This window comes from Thiofractor thiocamini, from assembly GCF_055384375.1.
Window position 1 is genome coordinate 1,775,116 of sequence record NZ_AP042389.1, and the last position, 23,497, is coordinate 1,798,612.

Annotated in this window: 22 protein-coding genes, 2 tRNA genes and 3 rRNA genes; 19 read left to right on the forward strand and 8 right to left on the reverse strand. The window is 38.5% G+C overall.

Translation table 11 applies throughout. The features are described from left to right. Nucleotides 1-2 precede the first annotated feature (2 nt). From ACZ47B_RS09020 to ACZ47B_RS09030, 3 genes are read left to right on the forward strand one after another with little or no spacing between them, the layout of a single operon-like run. Nucleotides 3-1,025: a branched-chain amino acid ABC transporter permease gene (locus ACZ47B_RS09020; RefSeq protein ID WP_464894214.1), complete on the forward strand. Its 1,023-nt coding sequence runs from the start codon at nucleotides 3-5 to the stop codon at nucleotides 1,023-1,025. Next, entirely contained in the window at nucleotides 1,022-1,789 is a 768-nt protein-coding gene (locus ACZ47B_RS09025) for an ABC transporter ATP-binding protein (protein WP_464894215.1), read from the forward strand. The genes ACZ47B_RS09020 and ACZ47B_RS09025 overlap by 4 nt, the downstream gene beginning before the upstream one ends. Beyond that, a complete protein-coding gene (locus ACZ47B_RS09030) occupies nucleotides 1,782-2,474 on the forward strand; it encodes an ABC transporter ATP-binding protein (protein ID WP_464894216.1) in 693 nt (230 codons plus the stop codon). The genes ACZ47B_RS09025 and ACZ47B_RS09030 overlap by 8 nt, the downstream gene beginning before the upstream one ends. 9 nt (nucleotides 2,475-2,483) lie before the next feature. On the opposite strand, the gene ACZ47B_RS09035 is transcribed toward ACZ47B_RS09030, so the two are convergent. Further along, entirely contained in the window at nucleotides 2,484-2,900 is a 417-nt protein-coding gene (locus ACZ47B_RS09035) for a Fur family transcriptional regulator (RefSeq protein WP_464894217.1), read from the reverse strand. 221 nt (nucleotides 2,901-3,121) lie between these two features. Here ACZ47B_RS09035 and ACZ47B_RS09040 point away from each other — a divergent pair, with 221 nt between their 5' ends. Beyond that, complete coding sequence (locus tag ACZ47B_RS09040) at nucleotides 3,122-3,781, forward strand: ferritin family protein (RefSeq protein ID WP_464894218.1); 660 nt, start codon at nucleotides 3,122-3,124, stop codon at nucleotides 3,779-3,781. Between the two features lie 11 nt (nucleotides 3,782-3,792). Here ACZ47B_RS09040 and ACZ47B_RS09045 read toward each other — a convergent pair whose 3' ends face one another. The 3 genes from ACZ47B_RS09045 to moaC are packed head-to-tail and all read right to left on the reverse strand — an operon-like array spanning nucleotide 3,793 to nucleotide 5,746. Then, nucleotides 3,793-5,013 (reverse strand): hypothetical protein, encoded by a 1,221-nt coding sequence (locus ACZ47B_RS09045; RefSeq protein WP_464894219.1) that lies wholly within the window; start codon nucleotides 5,011-5,013, stop codon nucleotides 3,793-3,795. A 9-nt stretch (nucleotides 5,014-5,022) separates the two neighbouring features. Further along, complete coding sequence (locus ACZ47B_RS09050; protein WP_464894220.1) at nucleotides 5,023-5,295, reverse strand: HP0495 family protein; 273 nt, start codon at nucleotides 5,293-5,295, stop codon at nucleotides 5,023-5,025. After that, nucleotides 5,270-5,746 carry a cyclic pyranopterin monophosphate synthase MoaC gene (gene moaC / locus ACZ47B_RS09055; RefSeq protein ID WP_464894221.1) on the reverse strand — a complete coding sequence of 159 codons (477 nt, stop codon included), beginning with the start codon at nucleotides 5,744-5,746 and terminating at the stop codon, nucleotides 5,270-5,272. Before moaC ends, ACZ47B_RS09050 begins: the two co-directional genes overlap by 26 nt. Nucleotides 5,747-5,797: 51 nt before the next feature. On the opposite strand from moaC, the gene ACZ47B_RS09060 reads away from it, so the two are divergent. Genes ACZ47B_RS09060 through ACZ47B_RS09075 form a run of 4 tightly spaced genes read left to right on the forward strand, consistent with a single transcriptional unit; the run spans nucleotide 5,798 to nucleotide 9,275 of the window. After that, nucleotides 5,798-6,919, forward strand: coding sequence for an ABC transporter permease (locus ACZ47B_RS09060; RefSeq protein WP_464894222.1), 1,122 nt, complete (start codon nucleotides 5,798-5,800; stop codon nucleotides 6,917-6,919). Nucleotides 6,920-6,923: 4 nt separating this feature from the next. After that, nucleotides 6,924-7,694, forward strand: a complete 771-nt coding sequence (locus ACZ47B_RS09065) for an ABC transporter ATP-binding protein (protein WP_464894223.1) — start codon at nucleotides 6,924-6,926, stop codon at nucleotides 7,692-7,694. Beyond that, nucleotides 7,684-8,679 carry an MlaD family protein gene (locus tag ACZ47B_RS09070; protein ID WP_464894224.1) on the forward strand — a complete coding sequence of 332 codons (996 nt, stop codon included), beginning with the start codon at nucleotides 7,684-7,686 and terminating at the stop codon, nucleotides 8,677-8,679. The genes ACZ47B_RS09065 and ACZ47B_RS09070 overlap by 11 nt, the downstream gene beginning before the upstream one ends. Next, nucleotides 8,676-9,275, forward strand: a complete 600-nt coding sequence (locus tag ACZ47B_RS09075; RefSeq protein ID WP_464894225.1) for an ABC-type transport auxiliary lipoprotein family protein — start codon at nucleotides 8,676-8,678, stop codon at nucleotides 9,273-9,275. The genes ACZ47B_RS09070 and ACZ47B_RS09075 overlap by 4 nt, the downstream gene beginning before the upstream one ends. Before the next feature lie 9 nt (nucleotides 9,276-9,284). Here ACZ47B_RS09075 and ACZ47B_RS09080 read toward each other — a convergent pair whose 3' ends face one another. Genes ACZ47B_RS09080 through leuC form a run of 3 tightly spaced genes read right to left on the reverse strand, consistent with a single transcriptional unit; the run spans nucleotide 9,285 to nucleotide 11,449 of the window. Next, nucleotides 9,285-9,572, reverse strand: a complete 288-nt coding sequence (locus ACZ47B_RS09080) for a Dabb family protein (protein ID WP_464894226.1) — start codon at nucleotides 9,570-9,572, stop codon at nucleotides 9,285-9,287. Next, complete coding sequence (gene mobA / locus ACZ47B_RS09085; protein ID WP_464894227.1) at nucleotides 9,569-10,177, reverse strand: molybdenum cofactor guanylyltransferase MobA; 609 nt, start codon at nucleotides 10,175-10,177, stop codon at nucleotides 9,569-9,571. The genes ACZ47B_RS09080 and mobA overlap by 4 nt, the downstream gene beginning before the upstream one ends. Nucleotides 10,178-10,183: 6 nt before the next feature. Next, complete coding sequence (leuC, locus tag ACZ47B_RS09090) at nucleotides 10,184-11,449, reverse strand: 3-isopropylmalate dehydratase large subunit (RefSeq protein WP_464894228.1); 1,266 nt, start codon at nucleotides 11,447-11,449, stop codon at nucleotides 10,184-10,186. 401 nt (nucleotides 11,450-11,850) lie between these two features. On the opposite strand from leuC, the gene ACZ47B_RS09095 reads away from it, so the two are divergent. From ACZ47B_RS09095 to ACZ47B_RS09140, 10 genes are all read left to right on the forward strand, one after another. After that, a 16S ribosomal RNA gene (locus ACZ47B_RS09095) occupies nucleotides 11,851-13,361 on the forward strand. Between the two features lie 96 nt (nucleotides 13,362-13,457). Beyond that, a tRNA-Ile gene (locus ACZ47B_RS09100) sits at nucleotides 13,458-13,534 on the forward strand. Between the two features lie 177 nt (nucleotides 13,535-13,711). Next, a tRNA-Ala gene (locus ACZ47B_RS09105) sits at nucleotides 13,712-13,787 on the forward strand. A gap of 252 nt (nucleotides 13,788-14,039) precedes the next feature. Next, nucleotides 14,040-16,922, forward strand: a 23S ribosomal RNA gene (locus ACZ47B_RS09110). Between the two features lie 233 nt (nucleotides 16,923-17,155). Next, a 5S ribosomal RNA gene (gene rrf, locus ACZ47B_RS09115) occupies nucleotides 17,156-17,272 on the forward strand. The 16S, 23S and 5S rRNA genes sit together here with 2 tRNA genes alongside, the layout of an rRNA operon. Nucleotides 17,273-17,424: 152 nt before the next feature. Further along, nucleotides 17,425-19,761 (forward strand): molybdopterin-containing oxidoreductase family protein, encoded by a 2,337-nt coding sequence (locus tag ACZ47B_RS09120; protein ID WP_464894229.1) that lies wholly within the window; start codon nucleotides 17,425-17,427, stop codon nucleotides 19,759-19,761. After that, nucleotides 19,761-20,339 (forward strand): 4Fe-4S dicluster domain-containing protein, encoded by a 579-nt coding sequence (locus ACZ47B_RS09125; RefSeq protein WP_464894230.1) that lies wholly within the window; start codon nucleotides 19,761-19,763, stop codon nucleotides 20,337-20,339. Before ACZ47B_RS09120 ends, ACZ47B_RS09125 begins: the two co-directional genes overlap by 1 nt. Continuing rightward, on the forward strand, nucleotides 20,336-20,695 hold the full coding sequence (locus ACZ47B_RS09130; protein ID WP_464894231.1) for a rhodanese-like domain-containing protein: 360 nt from the start codon (nucleotides 20,336-20,338) through the stop codon (nucleotides 20,693-20,695). The genes ACZ47B_RS09125 and ACZ47B_RS09130 overlap by 4 nt, the downstream gene beginning before the upstream one ends. Further along, nucleotides 20,685-20,900, forward strand: a complete 216-nt coding sequence (locus ACZ47B_RS09135) for a hypothetical protein (RefSeq protein ID WP_464894232.1) — start codon at nucleotides 20,685-20,687, stop codon at nucleotides 20,898-20,900. Before ACZ47B_RS09130 ends, ACZ47B_RS09135 begins: the two co-directional genes overlap by 11 nt. Beyond that, a complete protein-coding gene (locus ACZ47B_RS09140) occupies nucleotides 20,896-21,663 on the forward strand; it encodes an ATP-binding protein (protein WP_464895721.1) in 768 nt (255 codons plus the stop codon). Before ACZ47B_RS09135 ends, ACZ47B_RS09140 begins: the two co-directional genes overlap by 5 nt. Here ACZ47B_RS09140 and miaA read toward each other — a convergent pair. After that, complete coding sequence (gene miaA, locus ACZ47B_RS09145) at nucleotides 21,638-22,552, reverse strand: tRNA (adenosine(37)-N6)-dimethylallyltransferase MiaA (protein ID WP_464894233.1); 915 nt, start codon at nucleotides 22,550-22,552, stop codon at nucleotides 21,638-21,640. The two genes, ACZ47B_RS09140 and miaA, sit on opposite strands and share 26 nt — an antisense overlap. Before the next feature lie 71 nt (nucleotides 22,553-22,623). Here miaA and mqnP point away from each other — a divergent pair, with 71 nt between their 5' ends. Beyond that, on the forward strand, nucleotides 22,624-23,478 hold the full coding sequence (gene mqnP / locus ACZ47B_RS09150; protein WP_464894234.1) for a menaquinone biosynthesis prenyltransferase MqnP: 855 nt from the start codon (nucleotides 22,624-22,626) through the stop codon (nucleotides 23,476-23,478). Nucleotides 23,479-23,497 lie beyond the last annotated feature (19 nt).

Consider the following 23,497-nt stretch of genomic DNA (forward strand, 5'->3'; position numbering starts at 1 on the left):
TGATGTTGATAGAAAAAAAACACTTTTTACAACTATTTTTTTTAGTTGCGACGATTTGGTTCATATGGTATGCACAAAATCATATGGATCCGTATACGGTCAGTATTTTAAATAATATCGCGATATTTGCCATATTGGCACTTAGTTACAATCTTATAAATGGAATTGCCGGGCAATTTTCACTGGAGCCAAACGGTTTTGTGGCGATTGGAGCTTATGTAACGGCTCTATTTTTGATTCCTGGAAGCGACAAGCTTGATATGTTCGCACTTGAAGATCCGGCTCCTATAGTCATGGCAATGCACTCTTCTTTTTTGCCGGCACTTATCATGAGTGGTATCGTAGCGGCAGCTATAGCATTCATCCTTTCCATTCCGGTTTTTAGAGTTAGAGGTGATTATCTGGCTATCGTAACGCTTGGTTTTGGTTTTATCATTAGGATATATGCCATAAACAATCCAAAATATACAAACGGTGCCATGGGGCTTAACGATATACCTTCAGTAGCAAATCTGTATTGGTGCGGTTTTATAGCAGTTATAACCTTTATCGTGATGATCAATATAATCTACTCAAAATTCGGACGGGCCATGAAAGCAGTAAGAGATGACGAGGATGCGGCAACCGCTATGGGAGTAAATACTTTTTGGATGAAAACTTACGCTTTTATGACAAGCGCGTTTTTTGAAGGTATCGGGGGAGGTTTGATGGCTTCTCTTCTTACAACCATATCTCCTGACCAGTTTACATTTTTACTTACATTCCAACTTCTTATCATCATAGTTCTTGGAGGACTTGGAAGTATGAGCGGGGCGATTTTGGGTACCATTCTTGTAATGGGTGGAAGCGAATGGCTTAGATTTTTGGATCAAAACATGGATATATTCGGCTACAACACCGGAGCTCATCCGGGTCTTAGGATGGTTGTATTTTCCATACTTCTTATCGTGATGATGCTTTTTGCGAGAAAAGGATTGTTCGGCAACAAAGAGTTGACTGAAATCTTTAAAAGGACTAAAAAATGATCCTTGAGGTAAAAAACGTTACAATGAGATTTGGCGGTGTTACCGCTATAGACAACCTAAGCTTTGGAGTGAAGTCAGGTGAGATATTTGGTCTTATCGGGCCAAATGGGGCTGGAAAAACAACGATATTCAATATCATCACAGGAAATTACCAACAAACTGAGGGTGAAGTTTTTTTTCTACATGAGTCGATATCAGGTATAAAACCTAATGTGATAGTTCAAAAAGGTATAGCCAGAACTTTTCAAAATATAAGGCTTTTTAAAAGTATGTCAGTTTTGGATAATGTTCTTATAGGGTTTCACAACGAAGCCAATTATACTTTTTTCGAGTCTATTTTGAGGCTTCCAAGATATTTTTCAAATGAAAGAAGACTCAAAGCTGCAGCTATGGATATACTAGAGAGATTTGGTATAGCACAGTATGCTGATTATAATGCTACGGCTTTAAGCTACGGAAACCAAAGAAAAGTTGAAATCGCAAGAGCTTTGGCAACTGAGCCGAAACTTCTTTTGCTTGATGAGCCGGCAGCCGGAATGAACCCGATTGAAACGGAAGATTTGTCAAATATCATAAGAAATATCAAAGAAGAGTACGGTTTGACTGTGCTTTTAATCGAGCATGATATGAAGTTTGTCAACAATATGTGCGATAAAGTTTTGGTTCTTGACTACGGTGAAGAGATATTTGAAGGAAAACCGGCTGATGCTATCGTCGATGAAAATGTTATAGCAGCTTATTTGGGAGATTTTACACATGCTTAAAGTTAAAAATTTAGAAGTTTATTATGGTGTTATAGCTGCCGTAAGAGGTATAAATTTTGAGGTAAAAGAGGGTAATATAGTAACACTTATAGGATCAAACGGTGCCGGCAAGACTTCAACACTAAATGCTGTTGTTAACAGTATAAAGAAAAAAGGTATAGTGGATTATTTTGGTGTCGATATAGCAAAACTTAAAACCCATGAAATTATAAAAAGAGGCATATCTTTGGTTCCCGAGGGAAGAAGAGTATTTATCAATCTAACAGTTGATGAAAATCTCAGAATGGGTGCGTTCAATAATGATGAGAATTTTGAAACACTAAGAAATGAAATGTATGAAATCTTTCCAAGACTTGCAAGTAGAAAAGACCAACTTGCCGGAACGATGAGCGGTGGTGAACAACAAATGCTGGCAATCGCAAGAGCATTGATGAGCGAGCCTAAGCTTTTGATGCTAGATGAACCAAGTCTGGGACTAGCACCAAAAATCGTAGGCGAGCTTTTTGAAGTCATCCAAAGACTCAAGGAAAGCATTACTATACTTTTAGTTGAGCAAAATGCCTTTGCGGCTTTGAAAATTGCCGATTATGCATATGTTTTGGAAAATGGAGAAGTAGCACTTGAAGATGATGCAAAAGTGCTTTTAGGTAATGATGAGGTTAGAAAAAAATATCTAGGAGGATAAAAGAGAGGCTTAAGCCTTCTCTTTTGTCTGGCATGAAGGACAAACTCCTTCAAAAGTTACAAGAGTATCCGTTATATCATATCCACTCTCTTTTGCAGTATTGTTGGTAGGCCAACTATCATCTATCTCTATATCCTCGAGTTTCCCACAAACTTTACAAAAAAGATGGGCATGACCCTCTTTTGACAACTCATATCTTGCTTTATGTTTTGGAATTTTAACTTCAGTAAGAAAGCCGTTGTCAATCATGGAGTTTATATTTTTATAAACTGTTGCGAGGGAAATATATGGAAATATATTTTTCAAAGCTTCATATAAATTGTCTATATCTATATGACCTTTTTTTTCGATTTCATCTATCATATACATTCTTTGCGGTGTTGCTTTCAAATTGTAAGTTTTAAGCATTTCTCTATAATCTTTCATACTGTTTCTCCTTTTTTATCAAAAGTGAAGTTTAGCTTCACATATATAAGCCATACCGTTATTTAGCCCGAATTGTACAAAAGTTACAAAGAAATGTCAATTAAAGAAAAAATTATATACTCAAAATTATATGCACTTAATAATAATTTTCTTTTAAGAATTGTATGATATAATTGTTAAAGGAAAAAAATTTTCCTTTAAATTTTTACACAGGAGATACAATGAGACAATATGAAACATACAAATGTTCGGTTTGTGGTAATGAAGTAGAGGTGCAAAATGTAGGTGGAGGTACTCTTAGCTGCTGTGGTAAAGAGATGGAGTGTATAACACAAAATTTAACAGCTATCAATCTTATGAAGGCATTTGCAGGAGAATCACAGGCAAGAAACAAGTATGAATTTTTTGCTGAGATTGCAAAAGAGGAAGGGCTTCACAGGATTGCAAGATTTTTTCAAGAGGCAGCAGATAATGAAAAATACCATGCCCAGGCAGAATTTAAAGCATATAACAAGCTTGTTAACGGTGTAGAATTGGATTCGACTGTAAAAAATCTTCAGTATGCCGCTGATGGCGAAAGATATGAGCATACTACGATGTATCCAAATTTTGCAGAAATTGCGAAAGAGGAGAATTTAAAAGATATTGCAAGATTATTGAGCGCTATAGGTAAAGTTGAAGTTGAACATGAAGCTGAGTATTTGGCTTTAAAACAGGCATTGATAGATGAAGGATTTTTTAACAGCGAACAAGATGAGTACTATGTGTGTGAAGTTTGCGGTCATGTCCACAGAGGAAAAAAACCTCCAAAAGCCTGCCCTTTATGTAAAGCACCAAGTGAATACTTTAAGAAAAGATGTGATGATGTAACTGTAGGATAAAGAGTAGTTTTCTACTCTTTATCCTCATCTTTCTTTTCGCTCTTGTTGATATTGTCTTTGGTGGATTTTATAGCGTTATCTATAGCGTTTTTTGCTACTTCCCAGGCTCTTAGTCCTAACTTTTTAGACTCCTTGGCAACATTCTCTATATCCTCTTTTTTTATATTTTTTATCTTTTTGTCTATCTGCAGTTCGGAAAGTTTGTTTGCCAAAGTTTTTCTAAGCTCGTTTACTTTTGGGCTTTCTTTGAGTTTTTCGACTTTTCTAAGAATATTTTCTTTGGTATCGGTAGTTATCTTCATAAGTCTTGTCATCGAGTTATCAAGTTCTGAGACGATTTCTTCCAAAATCTGCTTAGAAATACCGTCAGATTGCCTTGATGCGGTTTTTATCAAGTCTATGAAATCACTATTTAAGTCTATGATGTTCAAACCTTCAAAAAGTATCTTTTCCTCTCTTTGGTCTCGGATCTCATCTGGTAAAAATTCTAAATTGTTGTTGAAATCATTTATGGCATTGGCGATACCGTTCTTTATGCCTTTTGTGGTGCCTCTTAGGATCTCTTTTGCAAATGCCTGATACTCGTCAGCTATGCTAACTGCTACATTTAGTACCGTTTTTGCCGCCTCCAAGGTTTTTTCTTTGCTGAAGTCATCTCCTCCTATGGTTTGAAATATGACGTTTTGTATGATAGCTTCGGTAACTTCTTCTATATTTTTTCTATTTTCTATAGTCGTTATGATAGCCTCTTCTGTGGTTTCTTTCAAGATGCCAAGAAGCAGCACCTCCTTGAGCTTGGTGTCTTTGACGGCCATCTCCAGGTAGCCTGAGGTTTTCTCATCAAAGTTATCGGAAAATTTCTCTATATTTTCATAAATATCCTGCAGTGTATTTTTCAATTCCTCTTTTTCAGCCTCTATCTCTTTTTTCAATCTTGTAACCATGGAAATCTTTTTGTAAATGTCCAGTTCCTTTTCTCTTGATAAAGCCTCCATGGCACCCTCTATCACGGAAGAAATGGTACTTATGTTTTCTATGCCTTCATTTTCCAGGACTTTTATGTAACTTTTTATGAGCTCGACCACTCTTTGTTTTTTGCTTTCATCGTTTTTCAGTCTGCTTATCTTTTGTTTCGTAATCGAATAACAGGCATTTTTTATATTTTGTTCTATTTTATTTACTTCTTTTTCTTTGCCCATTTCTTTTAAAAATTCACTTTTTAAACTTTGCATTTTTTATCCTTATATTATGATCTTTATATTTTTATCTTTTTTGAGTGATTCATATATACTTTTTCTATCTTCATCGCTGTGAACTACCAATGAAAGAATATAGCTGTCATATTTACCGTTTTTACTCTTTTTTGAAAAGGTAAGTTTGTAGTTTCTGTTGCCTAGCAGTTCTTTTATAGAGCTTTTTAAATCATCCGACGAGTCGGTAATGAGCTTATACTCCCAGTTGCACGGATAGTCTAAACCAAGTTCTTTATCAAGATTCTCGTTTAAAGTGCCCACTTTTACCTCCCTCTTTTTCTTCAAGCATTATATCTTTGATGATCATGGATTTGTCGATCGCCTTAGCCATATCATAAATGGTCAACAAACCTATGCTAACTCCCGTTAGTGCCTCCATCTCCACGCCTGTTTTTCCTTTGAGCTTTGCTGTTAGTGTTAGCTTGAAGCCGGGAAGTTCTGGCAGTTCTTCCACGTCGCAATTTATGGAAGTCAGCATCAAAGGATGACACATGGGTATAAGAGAGCTTGTTTGTTTTGCCCCCATTATGGAAGCGATAACAGCTGTTTGTAAAACAGGACCTTTTTTTGTTTTGTTTTGTGTTATCATTTCGTATGCATCTTTGTTCATTTGTATGATACCGCTTGCCTTTGCGATTCGTATAGTATCATCTTTTGGAGAAACATCCACCATCTTTGGTCTATCTTTTTCATCTAAATGAGTTAATTTCATAAAATGTCCTAAAATATTTTTTTAATTTTACCATATTTGGTATAATATAATATGAAATTTCTAAAAATAGAAGAAAAAAACGATCATTGTGTTTTACATTGCTTACAGAAGTGGGATATGTATCATGCAAAAGAGATACAAAAAGAGACTGCTCTTGCACTTAAAAAAAGTAAAGACTTCGATAATGTCATCATAGATCTATCAGACCTGAAAGATATAGATACTGCCGGTTCCATCATTATTTATGAATTAATTGAAGAGTTGAGAAAGAGTAAAAAAGTCGATCTTCTAAAAGCAAGCGAGGAAGAAGAGAGATTTATTGATTTCATATATGCATCCATTGCCAAAGAAAAAGGCACTCCTATAGTTATCAAGCCACTAAATTTTTTGGAAAGAACGGGCAAATATTTTATAGATTTTTTAAATGATATGCGGCTGTTCTTAGTTTTTATAGGAGAGTCGACCGCATCATTTTTCATATATCTTACCATACCAAGAAGGATTAGATTCAAGTCCATTGTGAAAGGGATAGAAAATGCCGGAGTGAATGCACTTCCTATCATTGCACTTACTTCATTCTTAGTTGGGGTGGTGGTTGCATATCAAAGTGCCGTACAGCTTCAAAAATTCGGCGCAAATATTTTTATAGTGGATATGATAGGCATATCCGTAACAAGGGAATTGGCACCTCTTATAACAGCTATAGTGGTTGCAGGAAGAAGTGGGTCATCATATACCGCTCAGATAGGAGCTATGAAGATAACAAGGGAATTGGATGCAATGAAAACCATGGGTTTCAATCTTTTTGAATTCATTGTACTTCCTCGTATCATAGCTTTGATGATAGCTATGCCTTTGATGATATTTTTTGCGGATTTGATGGGGATTCTAGGCGGCATGGTCGTTTCTAACTTTCAGATAGATATATCATATACCGAATTTTTAAAAAGGCTTCAAAATGTTTTAGAATTGAAGCATTTTTATATCGGACTATCAAAAGGACCGGTATTTGCCTTGTTGATAGCAAGTATAGGGTGCTTCAGGGGGCTTCAGGTAAAGCAAAATACTGAAAGTATAGGAAGATACACTACTATAAGTGTCGTAAATGCCATATTTTTGGTCATCGCCTGTGATGCACTTTTTTCGGTTATATTTACAAAGCTTGGAGTTTAGCCAAATGAGCCAAAAAGTTGTAGAAGTAAAAAATGTAACAACAAAATTTGGCAAAAAGATAGTTCATGACAATGTAAGTCTGCATGTGAACGAAGGTGAGATATATGGACTTTTAGGTGGTAGCGGAAGCGGAAAGTCAACACTTTTAAATGAAATGATAATGCTTTTAAAACCCACAAGCGGGGAGATAAAAGTTCTTGGAAAAGATGTCATCGATATTTCCAATGAAGATGCGATATATCTCAAACATAATTGGGGAGTGCTGTTTCAAAGCGGTGCACTTTTTTCTTCGCTAAACGTAAGAGAAAACATAGATGCACTTTTAAAAGAGTATACTGATTTGAGTCAAAGAACAAGAGATGATATAATAAAGCTCAAAATCGAACTGGTAGGGCTGAAGATGGATGTATTGGGACTTTATCCAAGCCAGCTAAGTGGTGGCATGATCAAAAGAGTGGCATTGGCCAGAGCACTTGTCATGGATCCCAAGATCCTATTTTTGGATGAGCCTACAAGTGGGCTTGATCCTGTAGGAGCTCAAGAGTTTGATGATATGCTTTATAGCTTAAGAAATATGCTTGGATTTAGTGTAGTTATGGTTACACATGATCTTGATACGGTATGGAATATAGTAGACAGGCTTGCATTGCTGGGAAATTCCAAAGTAGTTGCACAAGGATCTTTACAAGAAGTGTTAAAAGTCGATAATCCTATTGTAAATAGTTTTTTTAAAGGCAAAAGAGGAATGCTAAGAAGGAAAGCGGATGGAAAGTAGAACCAATTATGCAATAGTGGGGATTTTTGTTTTATTGTTCAGTGCGGGAGTGCTGTTTTTTGCATTTTGGCTTGGAAAATATGGTTTTAACGATGAGTATGACTTGTATAAAGTTTATACAACCGAATCCGTCTCAGGACTTAGTGTGGATGCATCCGTAAAATACAGGGGAGTCGATGTGGGATCAGTCGGTAATATCAGCATAAATCCTAAAAATACAAAAGAGATAGTAATACTGCTAAAAGTAAAAAAGGGAACACCGGTTACCAAAGGTATGAAAGCTGAACTAAAATACTTTGGATTGACCGGTTTGGCTTATATAGAGTTAACGGGCGGAAAAGCCGGAGCACCACTGTTAACTAACAAGAACGGGCATATCCCTGTTTTAAAGACCAAGCCCTCACTCTACAGTAGGCTTGATACGACTTTGACGGATGTTACTGCTAAGATATCCGTTACTTTAGATAAGATCGATAAACTTTTAAATGATCAAAATATACAAAATATCAGCAAAACCATAGAAAATACCAAAGAAGTAACCGGAGCGCTAAAGGAGTCGAAAGAAGATATAAAAGAGGCTATAGCTAACTTTTTGAAGATAGAACAAAACATAAATGCTTTAAGTGATTCTCTCAAGGAGACTTCGAAAAAGATATCTTCTTCATCTGATGCCTTCAAAGATATGTCTCTTTCTATAAAAAACAGTGCAAAAGAGAAACTTGATCAACTACTTTTGTCCATAAACAGCGTATCCAAACAGGCAAATACTCTTATAAAAGATGTTGTGAACAGTTTAAACAACGGAGACTATAATATAAAGCAAATATCCTCTTCGACTATCACACAGATAAACCAAGCTATAAGAGAATTGAAGATACTGCTTAAAGAGGGCGAAGAAACAGTAGAAGAGTTAAAAAACTCACCTAGTGATCTAATTTATAAAAAACAAACCCCAACATTGGGACCGGGAGAAAAAATACCATGAGACATATAAAGTATTTCTTGTTTTTGACGGCAATTATCTTGTTTGCTGGATGTGCTACAAAAAGTTTGCCACCGATTGAAAAATATACCATTGATGAGAGCTTTGATGTCGGTGTATCAACCGCATATGTCACAAATTGTAAAAGCATCAAGATCGATTTTCCCCAAAGCAGCAATGAGATCTTCAGTAAAAATATAATATACCAAAAAGGATTACAAAAAAACGGGTATTATTTTAGTAAATGGTTTGAAACTCCAAATGTTATGCTTTATAAATTGATACTTTCTAGTTTGCAAAAAAGAAAAGTATGCAAAATGATACTTCCCGAAGAGATTGATATTTCTGCACAGTATAGCTTAGGTAGCACTATATTGGATTTTTCTCAAAATTTTACCAAAAACGGAAGTTATGCCAGAGCAAAGGTGCTATTTTACATAAAAGATAACAAAGGGGACATAAAAGCCCAAAGATTGTTCAATAAGGTTGTAAAATGTAAAAGCAATGATGCCAAAGGTGCAGTCGATGCACTGAATACTGCATCAAAAAACATGGCTTTGGCTTTGGTTGAATGGCTTGAAAGTACTATAAATCGTTAAAGGGCATCTCTAAAACTCAAAATCAACCACTTTGGTTTTTATGCCCATTGATTTGAGTATGGATATGACTTTTAAATGTTCAGGGTGTTTAGCATAGTTTGCAAGGTCTTCTTTCGTTTCAAAATCACCTACAAGAGCTAAGTCATATGCTCTTTCCTCATCGGCAAAATTTATACCGACTTGATATGATCTTATAGTGTCGATTGTATCTTTTAACGGGAGTATTATATCTTTTACTCTCTTTTTGTTTTGCGGTGAATTGTCCTGTAGTTTAAAAAATACTATATGTCTTATCATATTTTTAAAGCCTTTTTGTATGTTTCTTTATCGTTGAGGTTTAAAAACGGTTGCTCATCTTCAAAGTCGATATATTCCGTATTTAGAATTTTTTCTAAAATCCTTAGCTTGTGAACGTCTTGCTCTATCATTTTCAATAACTCATCCTGACAACTCTTTTTATATATGGAACAAAGAGGATGGATGCCTTCTTTCGTTCTGGATATGATCATATCCAGCGCATTGTTATCTGCATCATAAAGTTTTTTAAAATGTTCGATATCGAAAAACGGGGTATCGACACTTATCGCAAAGATTTTATTGAAACCGTATTTTTTAAAAACACTATACATAGCAACTGCCGGCGAGTATATCGGCTGAGAGGGATTGTCTTTCTCGAAAAATTCGATATCCTCTATAAAATCTGCGTCAAAGTCAAATTTATCTTTGAATTTGGTACTTATATATATGTTTTCAAAATAAGGTTTAAATTTTTTATACTGATACTCCGTTAGAGTTTTTTCACCGCCAAAGGGAAGAAGTGCTTTATCCTCCCCCATTCGTCTGCTTTTTCCTCCCGCAAAGATTATGCAGGCTATATCTTTGTATTTCGAGTCTTCGTCCATAAATTTTTACAGCTCCCTCGGGTCTATTATCTTACCCGCAACGGCACTTGCCGCTGCCACAGCAGAATTTGCAAGGTATATTTCACTAGTTCTATCCCCCATTCTACCTACAAAATTCCTATTTGTCGTAGATACGCATTTTTCACCCTGTCCCAATATACCCATATATCCGCCAAGACAAGCTCCACAAGTCGGATTGCTAAACACGGCTCCTGCTTCACTGAATATATCGGTCAATCCCTCTTTTTGTGCCTGTAAAGCTATCTTGTTAGTAGCCGGGGTTATGATCATCCTTGTTCTTTTTGCCACTTTTTTACCCTTTAGTATCTTTGCGGCAATTCTCAAATCCTCAAGTCTACCGTTTGTACAGCTTCCTATAAACACTTGATCGATTTCTATATCGTCATTAACTGCTCTTTCGATACTTTTGCCGTTGGACGGAAGATGAGGATAAGCGATAACCGGACTTAATGCGGCAACATCTATCTTGATGACTTTTACATAAGATGCATCTTCGTCGCTGTAGAAATACTCCGGTTCATCTCTTAAATCTTTATCTTTTAAAAATCCTTTTGTTATCTCATCGGCTGCAATGATGCCATTTTTAGCTCCTGCTTCTATAGCCATATTGCAAAGTGAAAATCTATCATCCATTCCAAGATATTCCAAGGCATCGCCGGTAAATTCCAGAGTTTTATAAAGTGCCCCGTCAACTCCTAGTATTCTGATGACTTCCAAAATAATATCTTTTCCATATATATGTTTTCCAGGTTTTCCTGATAATTCTACTTTTATAGCTTCAGGTACTTTGAACCAGTTTTTACCCGTTACCATAGCATATGCCAAATCGGTTGAGCCCATACCTGTGGAAAATGCCCCAAGAGCACCATGCGTACAAGTATGTGAATCAGCTCCTATGATGACATCTCCAGGAAGCACTAGCCCTTTTTCAGGAAGAAGTGCATGTTCTATACCCATATCTTTTTCATCAAAAAAGAGTTTTAAGTCATGTTTGTATGCAAAATCTCTGCTGATTTTTGCTTGATTTGCACTTGCTATATCTTTAGCCGGTATAAAATGATCCATTACTATGGAAAAATTATCCGGTTTTGCCAGTTTTTTCGCTCCAGACTCTTCAAAAGCTCTTATGGATATAGGAGTTGTTATGTCGTTGCCGATTATCATATCTATATCGCAGTCTATGATATCACCGGCTTTTACCTCTTTGCCTACATGGGTACTGAAAATCTTTTCCGTAATCGTTTGTTTCATAATCCCTCTTTTTAGAAAATGGACTTTATTTTATCCAAAAAAGATTTAACAGTAAATAAATTAGTGTCGCTAATCGTATACATATATATAGTGTTTGATGGCATTAAAACTTTTCTCTAATTTGCTTTTTTATTTAACCTCTCTTTAAGCATCTTTGCTATATAATTTCGTCCTTGTTTGAGAGAACGAGTGTTGAAAAAGAGGCTTTTTTGTCATCTTTTCATGTTATTTAAAAACATATTATTGTCGATCTTTGAGAATCAATCAAGCGTCTTAGGCTTCATTATATTTATATATAAAGTCAAGACAAAAAACGTAAGTTTTTATTCTTGAGCCAAAAAACATTTAATTAATTTTAAATATTTAATGATAGATTTATCTATCATTTAAAACTCAACATTTTTATGGAGAGTTTGATCCTGGCTCAGAGTGAACGCTGGCGGCGTGCTTAACACATGCAAGTCGAACGGTAACAGAGGAGCTTGCTCCTGCTGACGAGTGGCGCACGGGTGAGTAATGTATAGCTAACCTGCCCCGAAGTGGGGGACAACAGTTGGAAACGACTGCTAATACCCCATATGCCTCTAATACATAAGTATGCGAGGGAAAGTTTTTCGCTTCGGGATGGGGCTGTATCCTATCAGCTTGTTGGTGAGGTAACGGCTCACCAAGGCTATGACGGGTAGCTGGTCTAAGAGGATGATCAGCCACACTGGAACTGAGACACGGTCCAGACTCCTACGGGAGGCAGCAGTGGGGAATATTGCACAATGGGGGAAACCCTGATGCAGCAACGCCGCGTGGAGGATGACGCATTTCGGTGTGTAAACTCCTTTTATCAGGGAAGAATTTTGACGGTACCTGATGAATAAGCACCGGCTAACTCCGTGCCAGCAGCCGCGGTAATACGGAGGGTGCAAGCGTTACTCGGAATTACTGGGCGTAAAGGACGCGTAGGCTGGTTTGCAAGTCAGGGGTGAAAGCCTACAGCTTAACTGTAGAACTGCTCTTGAAACTGCTTACCTAGAGTATGGAAGAGGCAGATGGAATTAGTGGTGTAGGGGTAAAATCCGTAGAGATCACTAGGAATACCGATTGCGAAGGCGATCTGCTGGGACATTACTGACGCTGAGGCGTGAAAGCGTGGGGAGCAAACAGGATTAGATACCCTGGTAGTCCACGCCCTAAACGATGTACACTAGTTGTTGCCATGCTAGTCATGGCAGTAATGCAGCTAACGCATTAAGTGTACCGCCTGGGGAGTACGGTCGCAAGATTAAAACTCAAAGGAATAGACGGGGACCCGCACAAGCGGTGGAGCATGTGGTTTAATTCGAAGATACGCGAAGAACCTTACCTGGGCTTGACATCCCGAGAATCTCTTGGAAACAAGAGAGTGCTAGTTTACTAGAACTCGGTGACAGGTGCTGCACGGCTGTCGTCAGCTCGTGTCGTGAGATGTTGGGTTAAGTCCCGCAACGAGCGCAACCCTCGTCCTTAGTTACTAACGGTTCGGCCGAGGACTCTAAGGAGACTGCCCTCGCAAGGGGGAGGAAGGTGAGGACGACGTCAAGTCATCATGGCCCTTATGCCCAGGGCGACACACGTGCTACAATGGGGAGGACAAAAAGACGCAATACCGCGAGGTGGAGCAAATCTTTAAACCTTCTCTCAGTTCGGATTGGAGTCTGCAACCCGACTCCATGAAGCTGGAATCGCTAGTAATCGTGAATCAGCCATGTCACGGTGAATACGTTCCCGGGTCTTGTACTCACCGCCCGTCACACCATGGGAGTTGAATTCACCCGAAGCGGGGAAGCCAAACCGGCTACCCTCCACGGTGGGTTTAGCAACTGGGGTGAAGTCGTAACAAGGTAACCGTAGGAGAACCTGCGGTTGGATCACCTCCTTTCTAGAGTATAGGCCGAGTCATTCACTTGACTCGGCGGAAAACCTAAGAAGTCTAAGTTCGCTTGATTGGTTCTCAAAGGTCGACATTTATAAAGAGGGGCGTATAGCTCAGCTGGTTAGAGTGCACCCCTGATAAGGGTGAGGTCCCAGGTTCAAGTCCTGGTACGCCCACCACTTTTCGGTGATATTGCACAAAGCTTGAAAATTTAGTTCAATCACTTACTAATATGTAAGCTCAATCACTAAATTTTAAACCTTTGCACAATCTAACCGAAAATAGCACCAAGCTAACAGCTGAAAGCATAAAGTCAAATAAAAACTTTTTACTTTGAGCTTTTAGCTTTATTATCTGGGGAATTAGCTCAGCTGGGAGAGCGCCTGCCTTGCACGCAGGAGGTCAGCGGTTCGATCCCGCTATTCTCCACCAGTGCATCACTGAAGTCTGATTTAAGTACTTTTATCTAAGTATTTAAATTAGACTTTTTAGTCTAAAGTTATTTAATTTAATATTGTTAATAGTCTAAAAACTTGCTAATTTAGTTTTTTATTTTATTATAAAGAACTAATTATCAAAAGGTATTTTATTGAAACAATTCCGTTTTTAATAAATACTACAATTAAAGCAAAAACAACCAATAATTTTCTTGTTATTTATTTAGCAAGAGAGTTGCGTCTTAGAAGGTAAGTTACTAAGAGCAAATGGTGGATGCCTTGACTGTAAGAGGCGATGAAGGACGTACTAGGCTGCGATAAGCTTCGTGGAGCCGCCAAGAGGCTTTGATACGGAGATTTCCGAATGGGGCAACCCGGCATGGCGCGAGTCATGTCACCCTTTTAGGGAGCGAACCCGGTGAAGTGAAACATCTCAGTAGCCGGAGGAAAAGAAATCAATTGAGATTCCCAAAGTAGCGGCGAGCGAAATGGGATTAGGGCAGTTAGTTTTAGCACATTGGTTAGTAGAACAATCTGGAAAGGTTGGCCATAGAGGGTGATAGTCCCGTATACGAAAACTTTTGTGTGGAACTAAGCTAACGAACGAGTAGGTCGGAACACGTGATATTCTGACTGAACATGGGAGGACCACCTTCCAACCCTAAATACTACTTACAGATCGATAGCGAACAAGTACCGTGAGGGAAAGGTGAAAAGAACCGCAGTGAGCGGAGTGAAATAGAACCTGAAACCATTTGCTTACAATCATTCGGAGCCCTATGATTTATCAGGGTGACGGACTGCCTTTTGCATAATGAGCCTGCGAGTTGTGGTATCTGGCGAGGTTAAGGAAACCCGAAGCCGTAGTGAAAGCGAGCCTTAATAGGGCGTTAAGTCAGATGCTGCAGACCCGAAGCGAAGTGATCTATCCATGGCCAGGTTGAAGCCGGTGTAAGAACCGGTGGAGGACCGAACCGATTGAGGTTGAAAACTCACCGGATGAGCTGTGGATAGGGGTGAAAGGCCAATCAAACTTCGTGATAGCTGGTTCTCTCCGAAATATATTTAGGTATAGCGTCAAGTCGTAGCATAGGGGGGTAGAGCACTGATTGGGCTAGGGCATACACCAATGTACCAAACCCTGTCAAACTCCGAATACCCTATGTGTAATCTTGGCAGTCAGGCGGCGGGTGATAAAATGCGTCGTCGAAAGGGAAACAGCCCAGACTATCAGCTAAGGTCCCAAAGTCTTACTTAAGTGGAAAACGAGGTGAGATTGCTTAGACAACCAGGAGGTTGGCTTAGAAGCAGCCATCCTTTAAAGAAAGCGTAATAGCTCACTGGTCTAGCGATCTTGCACGGAAAATATAACGGGGCTAAAGTAAGCACCGAAGCTATAGGTTTGATATTTATATCAAGCGGTAGGAGAGCGTTCTATTCAGCGTTGAAGGTGTACCGTAAGGAGCGCTGGAGCGGATAGAAGTGAGCATGCAGGCATGAGTAGCGATAAAAGGGGTGAGAATCCCCTTCGCCGAAAACCCAAGGTTTCCTACGCTATGCTCGTCATCGTAGGGTTAGTCGGGTCCTAAGCCGAGTCCGAAAGGGGTAGGCGATGGAAAATCGGTTAATATTCCGATACCGACATATGAGCGCGATGGAGTGACGCTTAGGGCTAAACGAGCCAACTGATGGAATAGTTGGTCGAAGGGTGTAGGATGATACACAGGCAAATCCGTGTATCACAAGTCCGAGACCCGACAGGCACCCGACGCTCTTCGGAGTTGAAGGTGAATCGTTGATGCCGTCGAGCCAAGAAAAACTTCTAAGTTTATCATATGTCGCCCGTACCGTAAACCAACACAGGTGGGTGAGATGAGTATTCTAAGGCGCGTGGAAGAACTCTGGTTAAGGAACTCTGCAAAATAGCACCGTATCTTCGGTATAAGGTGTGCCTTACGGGTGAAGGAGCTTGCCTCCCGAGCCTTATGAGGTTACAACAAAGAGTCCCTCCCGACTGTTTACCAAAAACACAGCACTCTGCTAACTCGTAAGAGGATGTATAGGGTGTGACGCCTGCCCGGTGCCGGAAGGTTAAATGATGGGGTTAGCCGCAAGGCGAAGCTCTTGATTGAAGCCCCGGTAAACGGCGGCCGTAACTATAACGGTCCTAAGGTAGCGAAATTCCTTGTCGGTTAAATACCGACCTGCATGAATGGCGTAACGAGATGGGAGCTGTCTCGACCAGAGATCCAGTGAAATTGTAGTGGAGGTGAAAATTCCTCCTACCCGCGGCAAGACGGAAAGACCCCGTGGACCTTTACTACAGCTTGACACTGCTGTCGGGATAAAGATGTGCAGGATAGGTGGGAGGCTTTGATCACGTGACGCCAGTTGCGTGTGAGCCGTCCTTGAGATACCACTCTTCTTTATTCTGATAGCTAACTCCGTATAGTTATCCTATACGAGGACAATGTCTGGTGGGTAGTTTGACTGGGGCGGTCGCCTCCTAAAAAGTAACGGAGGCTTGCAAAGGTTGGCTCATACCGGTTGGAAATCGGTAGTAGAGTATAAAGGCATAAGCCAGCCTGACTGTGAGACATACACGTCGAGCAGAGACGAAAGTCGGTCTTAGTGATCCGGTGGTTCTGTGTGGAAGGGCCATCGCTCAAAGGATAAAAGGTACCCCGGGGATAACAGGCTGATCTCCCCCAAGAGCTCACATCGACGGGGAGGTTTGGCACCTCGATGTCGGCTCATCGCATCCTGGGGCTGGAGCAGGTCCCAAGGGTATGGCTGTTCGCCATTTAAAGCGGTACGCGAGCTGGGTTCAGAACGTCGTGAGACAGTTCGGTCCCTATCTGCCGTGGGCGCAGGAAGAGTGAGGAGAGTTACCCCTAGTACGAGAGGACCGGGGTGAACGAACCACTGGTGTACCAGTTGTCCTGCCAAGGGCACCGCTGGGTAGCTATGTTCGGATGTGATAACCGCTGAAAGCATCTAAGCGGGAAGCCAACTCCAAGATTACTCTTCCCTGAAGATCCCATGAAGACTACATGGTTGATAGGCTAGGTGTGTAAGCGCAGTAATGCGTTTAGCTGACTAGTACTAATAGATCGTTCGACTTATCTAATAATAAGACGCAACTCTCTTGTTAAGTAAATTAACAAGCAACTGTATAGCTTTAAATGATTTCTTGCCAAGTGGCAAAGCTTTAGTGAGATGAATTTTCATTGTAGCTTGCTTCAAGGAAAAGAAAGATAAAATGATTAGTAAGAAAAAGACTATTGACAATATAAATAACTCAAAAATATAACTCCAATTGAGTTAAAGAAGTGCTTTAAACAAACATTTCTTTAACTCAATTCCGGTGGCTATAGAGAGAGGGAAACGCCCTGTTCCATTTCGAACCAGGAAGCTAAGACTCTCATCGCCGATAATACTGCCCCTTACTGGGGTTGGGAATGTAGGTCGCTGCCGGTTTGAGTTAGAATGCTTAACTTACTTTTTAAACATATTCTTATAAAATTATCAAAAATTTTTCCTATCTAATGTATTAATTGAAATAGTATTGATTATATAGTATAATCTCCACTTAATATGGCTGTAAACCACTGAACAATTGGAGTATATAAATGATCTTAGAAGTTTCTAGAAGAAAATTTTTGCAAGGTAGTATTGCCTTGATGGTTTACGGTTCTGCTTCCAATCTTTTTGCACATAAAAAAAATGGTTTTAAACTCCCGGGGTTTACTACTAAGACTTCTACAAACAAAGCTAAACATATACCATATCTTTGTAATGTCTGCAGAAACAAATGTGCAGGTTTTGCCAGAGTAGAAGATGGTATAGTTACCAAATTAGATCCAAATCCGTACTTCCCAAAAAGCAGAAATATGCTTTGCCCCAAAGGAAACGCAGGCATACAGGCACTTTACGACCCTGACAGGTTAAAATATCCTCTTGTAAGAATCGGCAAAAGAGGTGATGGCAAATATAAAAGAGTAACCTGGGATGAAGCTTTTGAGTTTATAGCCAATAAATTGACAAAAATCATAGATGAAGAAAAAGACAATCGCTCGACCATAGCTTTTTGCAATGGAGAAGGATTTGAAAAAGATGAAATAATCAGATTTTTCAAAGGAAAGATCGGTAGTAGTAACTTTTTGGATGAAGGTTCTATCTGTCTAAATACAAGGCTGGGAGCTTACATACTTACTGTCGGAACAGTTGGAGAGCCTGATGTTGAGGGAAGTGATTACGTTATATTTGCGGCTGCAAATAGACTTGAATCTTTGATCACGCCAGACAGTGTGGAACTTGCAAGAAAAAGAGATGGTAAAATCATTGTTTTAGATCCAAGATATACGGTAAGTGCGGCCAAAGCAGACAAATGGATGCCGATATATCCAGGCAGTGACCTTGCTTTTGTACTGGCTTTAACATACATAGCCATCAAAGAGAAACTTTACAAAGAAGATATCGTTAAAAAACATTTTAAGGATTTCGATGAGTATAAAAAGTTGATACTTGATGAGGGATATACCCCAAAATGGGCTGAAGAAAAAACCGGTATCAAAGCCAATGAGATAGAAAAAATAGCAAAAGAGTTTTTTAGTGCAAAATACCCTCTTTTTTATCCGGGACGTAGAAGCGTGGGAAGCAGGTGCGATTTTCAATATAGAAGAGCCATGGCAATACTAAATGCACTTGCGGGAAGTTTGGATAGGAAAGGCGGGATAATATACGGTAAACATTTAAAAGCACCCTTGGTTGAGATAAATGGACCGCTTTACGATAACGCAAAAGACAGGTTCGATTTAAAAGGAATCGCTTACGGATCTGCAAAAGCCGGTAGCTGGCTTAATTTTAGAGAAATGGTTTTAAATGGTTCGGCTCCTTATCCTGTTAGAGCTATGTTTGTTAGAAAGCACAATATCATGCAAGGTATCCCAAATATCAAAAAAACCAAAAAATTACTTCAAAAGATGGATCTTGTCGTTGTTATAGATACTATGCCAAGTGATACGGCTATGATGGCTGATGTGATACTGCCGGAGTGTACATATCTTGAAAGAGAAGATTTGGTTGTCAGTTTCAATAGACTTGAACCTTCACTTGCTCTTAGGAATCAAGTTGTAAAGCCGTTATATGAGAGTAAACCGCTTCAAGAGATATTAAAAGGACTTGGTAACAAACTAACAAAGCCGCTCTTTGAAGTTAGTAAAAAGTATGATAGCGATCTTCAAGATAGTATAAAAGAATTGGGTGAAAAAAGAGCTTTTAAAGAGGGCGGATATGATCTTAGCGAGGCATATAAAAAGAGTATAGCTCAGAGAAACAGAGAGTTTGTTGTTAGCACTTATGGAGAAAAAGCTTATGAATCTTTAAAGAAAAGAGGGGTATGGTATCCTGAAATGGATAAATATCACAAAGAGATGGAAAACAACTTTTATCAATATTATCCTGAAGAGAAAAAATATCACCATACAGGAGTGGATTATAAAGTAAACTGCAAACTTTCAAAGATGAAAAAATATGGATTGGATGAATTTCCAAGATGGAGGGATGAGTATGATTTTAAAGTTGAAAAAGGAAAATTCAGACTAATAACTGGAAGAACTATCTACAATACTCAAAGTGCCACCGCAAACAATGAAATGCTTAGAGAGATATTTTACTCAAATCATATATGGATAAATGATAAAATCGCAAAAGCGAAAAGTATAAAAACAGGTGATGTTGTTGAAGTCAAAAGCAAAGTAGGCTCCATAAAAATCAAAAGCTATGTAACCAATAAAATCGCTCCCGATGTTGTATTTTTTGCTCATGGATTTGGTATAACTTCACCTGAAATGCATGTAGGTCATGATATCGGTGCAAGTGATAATGAAATCATAGAGGATAAGATGGAAAGAAGTTATGGAGATGCCATAATGAATGAAACAGATGTAGAGATAAGGAAAGCTTGATGCAACTTGCTATGGCGTTTGATTATGAATTGTGTATAAACTGTAGAGCATGTGAAGTAGCATGCAAAGAAGAGAATGGCATCATCAAGGGGGCTGATAAACACAGACTTTGGATAGAGGTACAAAAAACAGGAGGTGATTTTTATACGCTTAGTCAAAACAAAGATGAGTTTCTGCCAAGGCAGTGCAATGAGTGCACCAACGCTTTTTGTGAAGCAGTATGCCCGGTAGATGCCATATACCATGATAAACATGGGGTTGTTATAACTGAAGCGGATAAGTGTATACTCTGTATGAGATGTATCGAAGCATGTCCTTATCATGCCAGATATGTCGACGACAAGAGGAAATTTGCCGACAAGTGTATATTTTGCAGTGATACAAGACTTGCAAGAGGCGAAACCACTACTGCTTGTCAAATTACATGTCCTGCAAAACTTAGATATTTTGGTGATATAGATGATGAAAACAGTGAGATAAGCAAAATTTTAAGAACAAGAGAGTATTTTCAATTTCCCGTTGGAAATAACGGGGTGCATTTGTACTACTTAAAACCGATAAAAAAGGAAAATAGTTGAGAGATATAGAGTGTGTTGATGATAATGAAATAGTAGAACTTCAAAAAGAGGGTGTAAAAATCATAGATATAAGAACAAAATATGAGTGGCAAATGACAGGGATCATAAAAGAGAGCCATATGCTTACTTTTTTTGACGAGAGAGGTGCTTATGATATGGAAAAATGGTTGAAAGAGCTTCAAAAAATCATCAAAGACCAACATGAAAAATTTGTACTTGTGTGTGCTCATGCAAACAGAACGAAGGTAGTGGGTAATTTTCTAAGAGATAAGCTTGGATATGACAATGTCTTGGAGCTCTGTGGTGGTATCGAGTATGGATGGCTTATGAAAGGGAGAAAGACAGTTGCGATATAAGATACTTGTCATACTGGCAAAAATGTGGATAGTTTTTGGTCTTGCCATCATCTTTTTAGGTTTTTTTCAAGCATACAGCGATGGGGGATGGAATGAACTTTGGCAAAAGATATCTTCATTTGATCCAAGAAAGCTGATAGGGTATGCTATTCTTTTGGCACCCGGTTTTGTTTTTTTATGGTGGGCGAAAAAGTATGAAAATTGACTGGTCCAAAACAAAAGCCGCAATATACAGGGCAAAAAAAGATGTTTTAAAGCCTGTAAAAGAAGAAAATATCGATCCGATTGTTCTTGATGATTTAGTAGGTATCGACAAGCAAAAAAAGATGCTATTTGAAAATACACAAAATTTTTTAGATAATAAACCGGCAAACAATGTACTTTTATGGGGAGCAAGAGGATGTGGTAAGTCATCCTTGGTAAAAGCGGTATTTAATCACTTTAAAGAGAACGGGCTTAGGATAATAGAGATAACAAAAGAGGACTTGATAAATCTTTTGGATATCGTTGATGAGATAAGAGAGAGTGAGTATAAGTTTATCATCTTTTGTGATGACTTGAGTTTTGGCGAGGGAGATATATCCTACAGAGCTTTAAAGAGCGTACTTGACGGTTCCATTGAAGTTGCTCCCAAAAATGTGCTTTTGTATGCTACATCAAACAGAAGACATTTAGTACCTGAATATCAAAAAGATAACTTACAAACCAAAGTGGATGACGGAGAACTTCACTATAGTGATAGCGTTGAAGAAAAGATTTCGCTCTCGGATAGATTTGGGCTTTGGATATCTTTTTATCAAGGAGGTCAGCAAGATTTTTTTGATATGGTGGACCACTACTTTAAGGATATCGATATAGATAAGGGTTTATTGCATGATGAAGCCAAAAAGTTCTCTGCTTTAAAAGGGGGAAACAGAAGCGGAAGATGTGCAAAACAGTTTTTTAACTATTTTGCAAATAAGCTTTGATAAGTGGCTTAAGTGTTTTTGGATCTGCTTTTATAACATCCTCAAATTGACTTTTGTTGAATGTGGATTGTCTTTTGGCTAACTGAGCTGTTTTGTTAGTTATCTTCTCTTTGAGTTCTTTAAGGTTTATATATCCGTCAAGATACTCCAAAGACTCTTTTATACCTATAGAGTTCATGGATTTGGGCTCTCTGGTATATTTTTTTTCCAGATACAATATTTCATCGATCAATCCCTCTTTTATCATTTTATCGGTTCTTTTTTCTATCTTCTCTTTTAACTCTTTTCTATCTACTTGTATCTCATAAATTTTGATATCGCTTGCAACGGGACTCTTGGCTTGTTTTTGAAAGTATTTGCTCGGAGGTGTGTTTGTGCTCAGATATATCTCGAGCCACTTTTTTATGCGGTATGAGTCGTTGGACGATATCTTTTGGGCATATTTGATATCTATCGTTTTCATAAGCTCATATCCTTCTTTTGTAGATATATGCTCTATCTTTTTTTTTATCTCCTTGGAGATAGCAGGCTTTGGGGTTATGCCTTCTATGAGTGATTTTAGATAAAAGCTAGTACCGCCTACTATGATAAGATGCTTATCTTGTTCTTTTGCCAAATTTTTAGCTTTCTTGTAGAGGTCAAAAAAGAGTATGGTGTTAAAATGTTCGTCAGGGTATATTTCATCTATCCCCACATGAATGATATCTCCTCTTTCGTTCTTTGTCGGTTTTGCGGAGGCTATATCTATCTCTTTGTAGAGAGAGAGACTATCAAGAGAGAGTATAATGGCATCATGCTCTTTGGCTAACTCCAAAGAGAGAGCCGTTTTGCCTGAAGCCGTAGGGCCAAGTATGGCTACTTCTTTAGTTGTAAATTGAGAATTTTTCATATCTATGTCTTTCTTTAGAGATGCCTTTTATTCTAATGGCAAATTTATCAAAGTTATTGTATCATTTAATTATGAAGAAAATACTAAATGACTTTAATGAACTTGTGATGTTCAAGCACTCTATTTTTTCTTTGCCGTTTATATTTACTTCGATGGTTGTTGCGGCAGATGGATGGTTTGGATGGAGACTTTTTTTTCTTGGACTTTTGGCAGCTCTTAGTGCAAGAAACTTTGCCATGGGGTTTAACCGCTATCTTGATAGAGATATAGATGCTAAAAATCCAAGAACCGCTTCAAGACCTAGTGTAGATGGGAGAATCAGCTCTGATAAGCAGTTGTTGTTTGTCGGTATCAATGCACTTTTGTTTATCGTTGTGGCTTATTTTGTAAACTCTTTGGCTTTTTGGCTCAGCTTTCCCATACTCTTTGTGCTAGGCAGTTACTCATACTTTAAGAGATTTTCTTCGCTGGCTCATATCATTTTGGGTTTATCCTTGGGACTGGCTCCAATTGCCGGAGTTGTTGCGGTAAGTGCAAATATACCTTTATGGTCGCTTTTGCTTTCAACTGGAGTCGTTTTTTGGGTTGCAGGCTTTGATCTTTTATACTCTCTGCAGGATATCGAATTTGATAAAAATGAGGGTTTGCACTCCATTCCATCAATTTATGGAGCAAAATGTACCCTTTTTATATCGAAGATATTTCATGGATTGAGCGTTCTTTTTTGGCTTTTTTTCGTTATGGCTTACGGGGGTGGATTGTTTGCATATCTTGCTATAGTGACATCTGCCGTGATGTTGTATATCGAACACAGGATAGTCGATAGGGATTTTGATAAAATCGATAGAGCTTTTTTTACGATCAACGGATATCTTGGTATAGTATTTTTTGGTTTTATAGTCCTTGATATTTGGACAGGAGTTTAGATGGGTGAATGGGTGGATG

Bases quoted from the DNA above. Each gene is read 5' to 3' on its own strand.
- miaA (WP_464894233.1), bottom strand. From the start codon at position 22,552: ATGAAAAATTCTCAATTTACAACTAAAGAAGTAGCCATACTTGGCCCT.
- ACZ47B_RS09035 (WP_464894217.1), bottom strand. From the start codon at position 2,900: ATGAAAGATTATAGAGAAATGCTTAAAACTTACAATTTGAAAGCAACA.
- ACZ47B_RS09060 (WP_464894222.1), top strand. From the start codon at position 5,798: ATGAAATTTCTAAAAATAGAAGAAAAAAACGATCATTGTGTTTTACAT.
- ACZ47B_RS09045 (WP_464894219.1), bottom strand. From the start codon at position 5,013: ATGCAAAGTTTAAAAAGTGAATTTTTAAAAGAAATGGGCAAAGAAAAA.
- ACZ47B_RS09025 (WP_464894215.1), top strand. From the start codon at position 1,022: ATGATCCTTGAGGTAAAAAACGTTACAATGAGATTTGGCGGTGTTACC.
- ACZ47B_RS09030 (WP_464894216.1), top strand. From the start codon at position 1,782: ATGCTTAAAGTTAAAAATTTAGAAGTTTATTATGGTGTTATAGCTGCC.
- ACZ47B_RS09120 (WP_464894229.1), top strand. From the start codon at position 17,425: ATGATCTTAGAAGTTTCTAGAAGAAAATTTTTGCAAGGTAGTATTGCC.
- mobA (WP_464894227.1), bottom strand. From the start codon at position 10,177: ATGGACGAAGACTCGAAATACAAAGATATAGCCTGCATAATCTTTGCG.
- mqnP (WP_464894234.1), top strand. From the start codon at position 22,624: ATGAAGAAAATACTAAATGACTTTAATGAACTTGTGATGTTCAAGCAC.
- ACZ47B_RS09070 (WP_464894224.1), top strand. From the start codon at position 7,684: ATGGAAAGTAGAACCAATTATGCAATAGTGGGGATTTTTGTTTTATTG.
- moaC (WP_464894221.1), bottom strand. From the start codon at position 5,746: ATGAAATTAACTCATTTAGATGAAAAAGATAGACCAAAGATGGTGGAT.
- ACZ47B_RS09065 (WP_464894223.1), top strand. From the start codon at position 6,924: ATGAGCCAAAAAGTTGTAGAAGTAAAAAATGTAACAACAAAATTTGGC.
- ACZ47B_RS09040 (WP_464894218.1), top strand. From the start codon at position 3,122: ATGAGACAATATGAAACATACAAATGTTCGGTTTGTGGTAATGAAGTA.
- ACZ47B_RS09080 (WP_464894226.1), bottom strand. From the start codon at position 9,572: ATGATAAGACATATAGTATTTTTTAAACTACAGGACAATTCACCGCAA.
- ACZ47B_RS09075 (WP_464894225.1), top strand. From the start codon at position 8,676: ATGAGACATATAAAGTATTTCTTGTTTTTGACGGCAATTATCTTGTTT.
- ACZ47B_RS09020 (WP_464894214.1), top strand. From the start codon at position 3: ATGTTGATAGAAAAAAAACACTTTTTACAACTATTTTTTTTAGTTGCG.
- ACZ47B_RS09125 (WP_464894230.1), top strand. From the start codon at position 19,761: ATGCAACTTGCTATGGCGTTTGATTATGAATTGTGTATAAACTGTAGA.
- leuC (WP_464894228.1), bottom strand. From the start codon at position 11,449: ATGAAACAAACGATTACGGAAAAGATTTTCAGTACCCATGTAGGCAAA.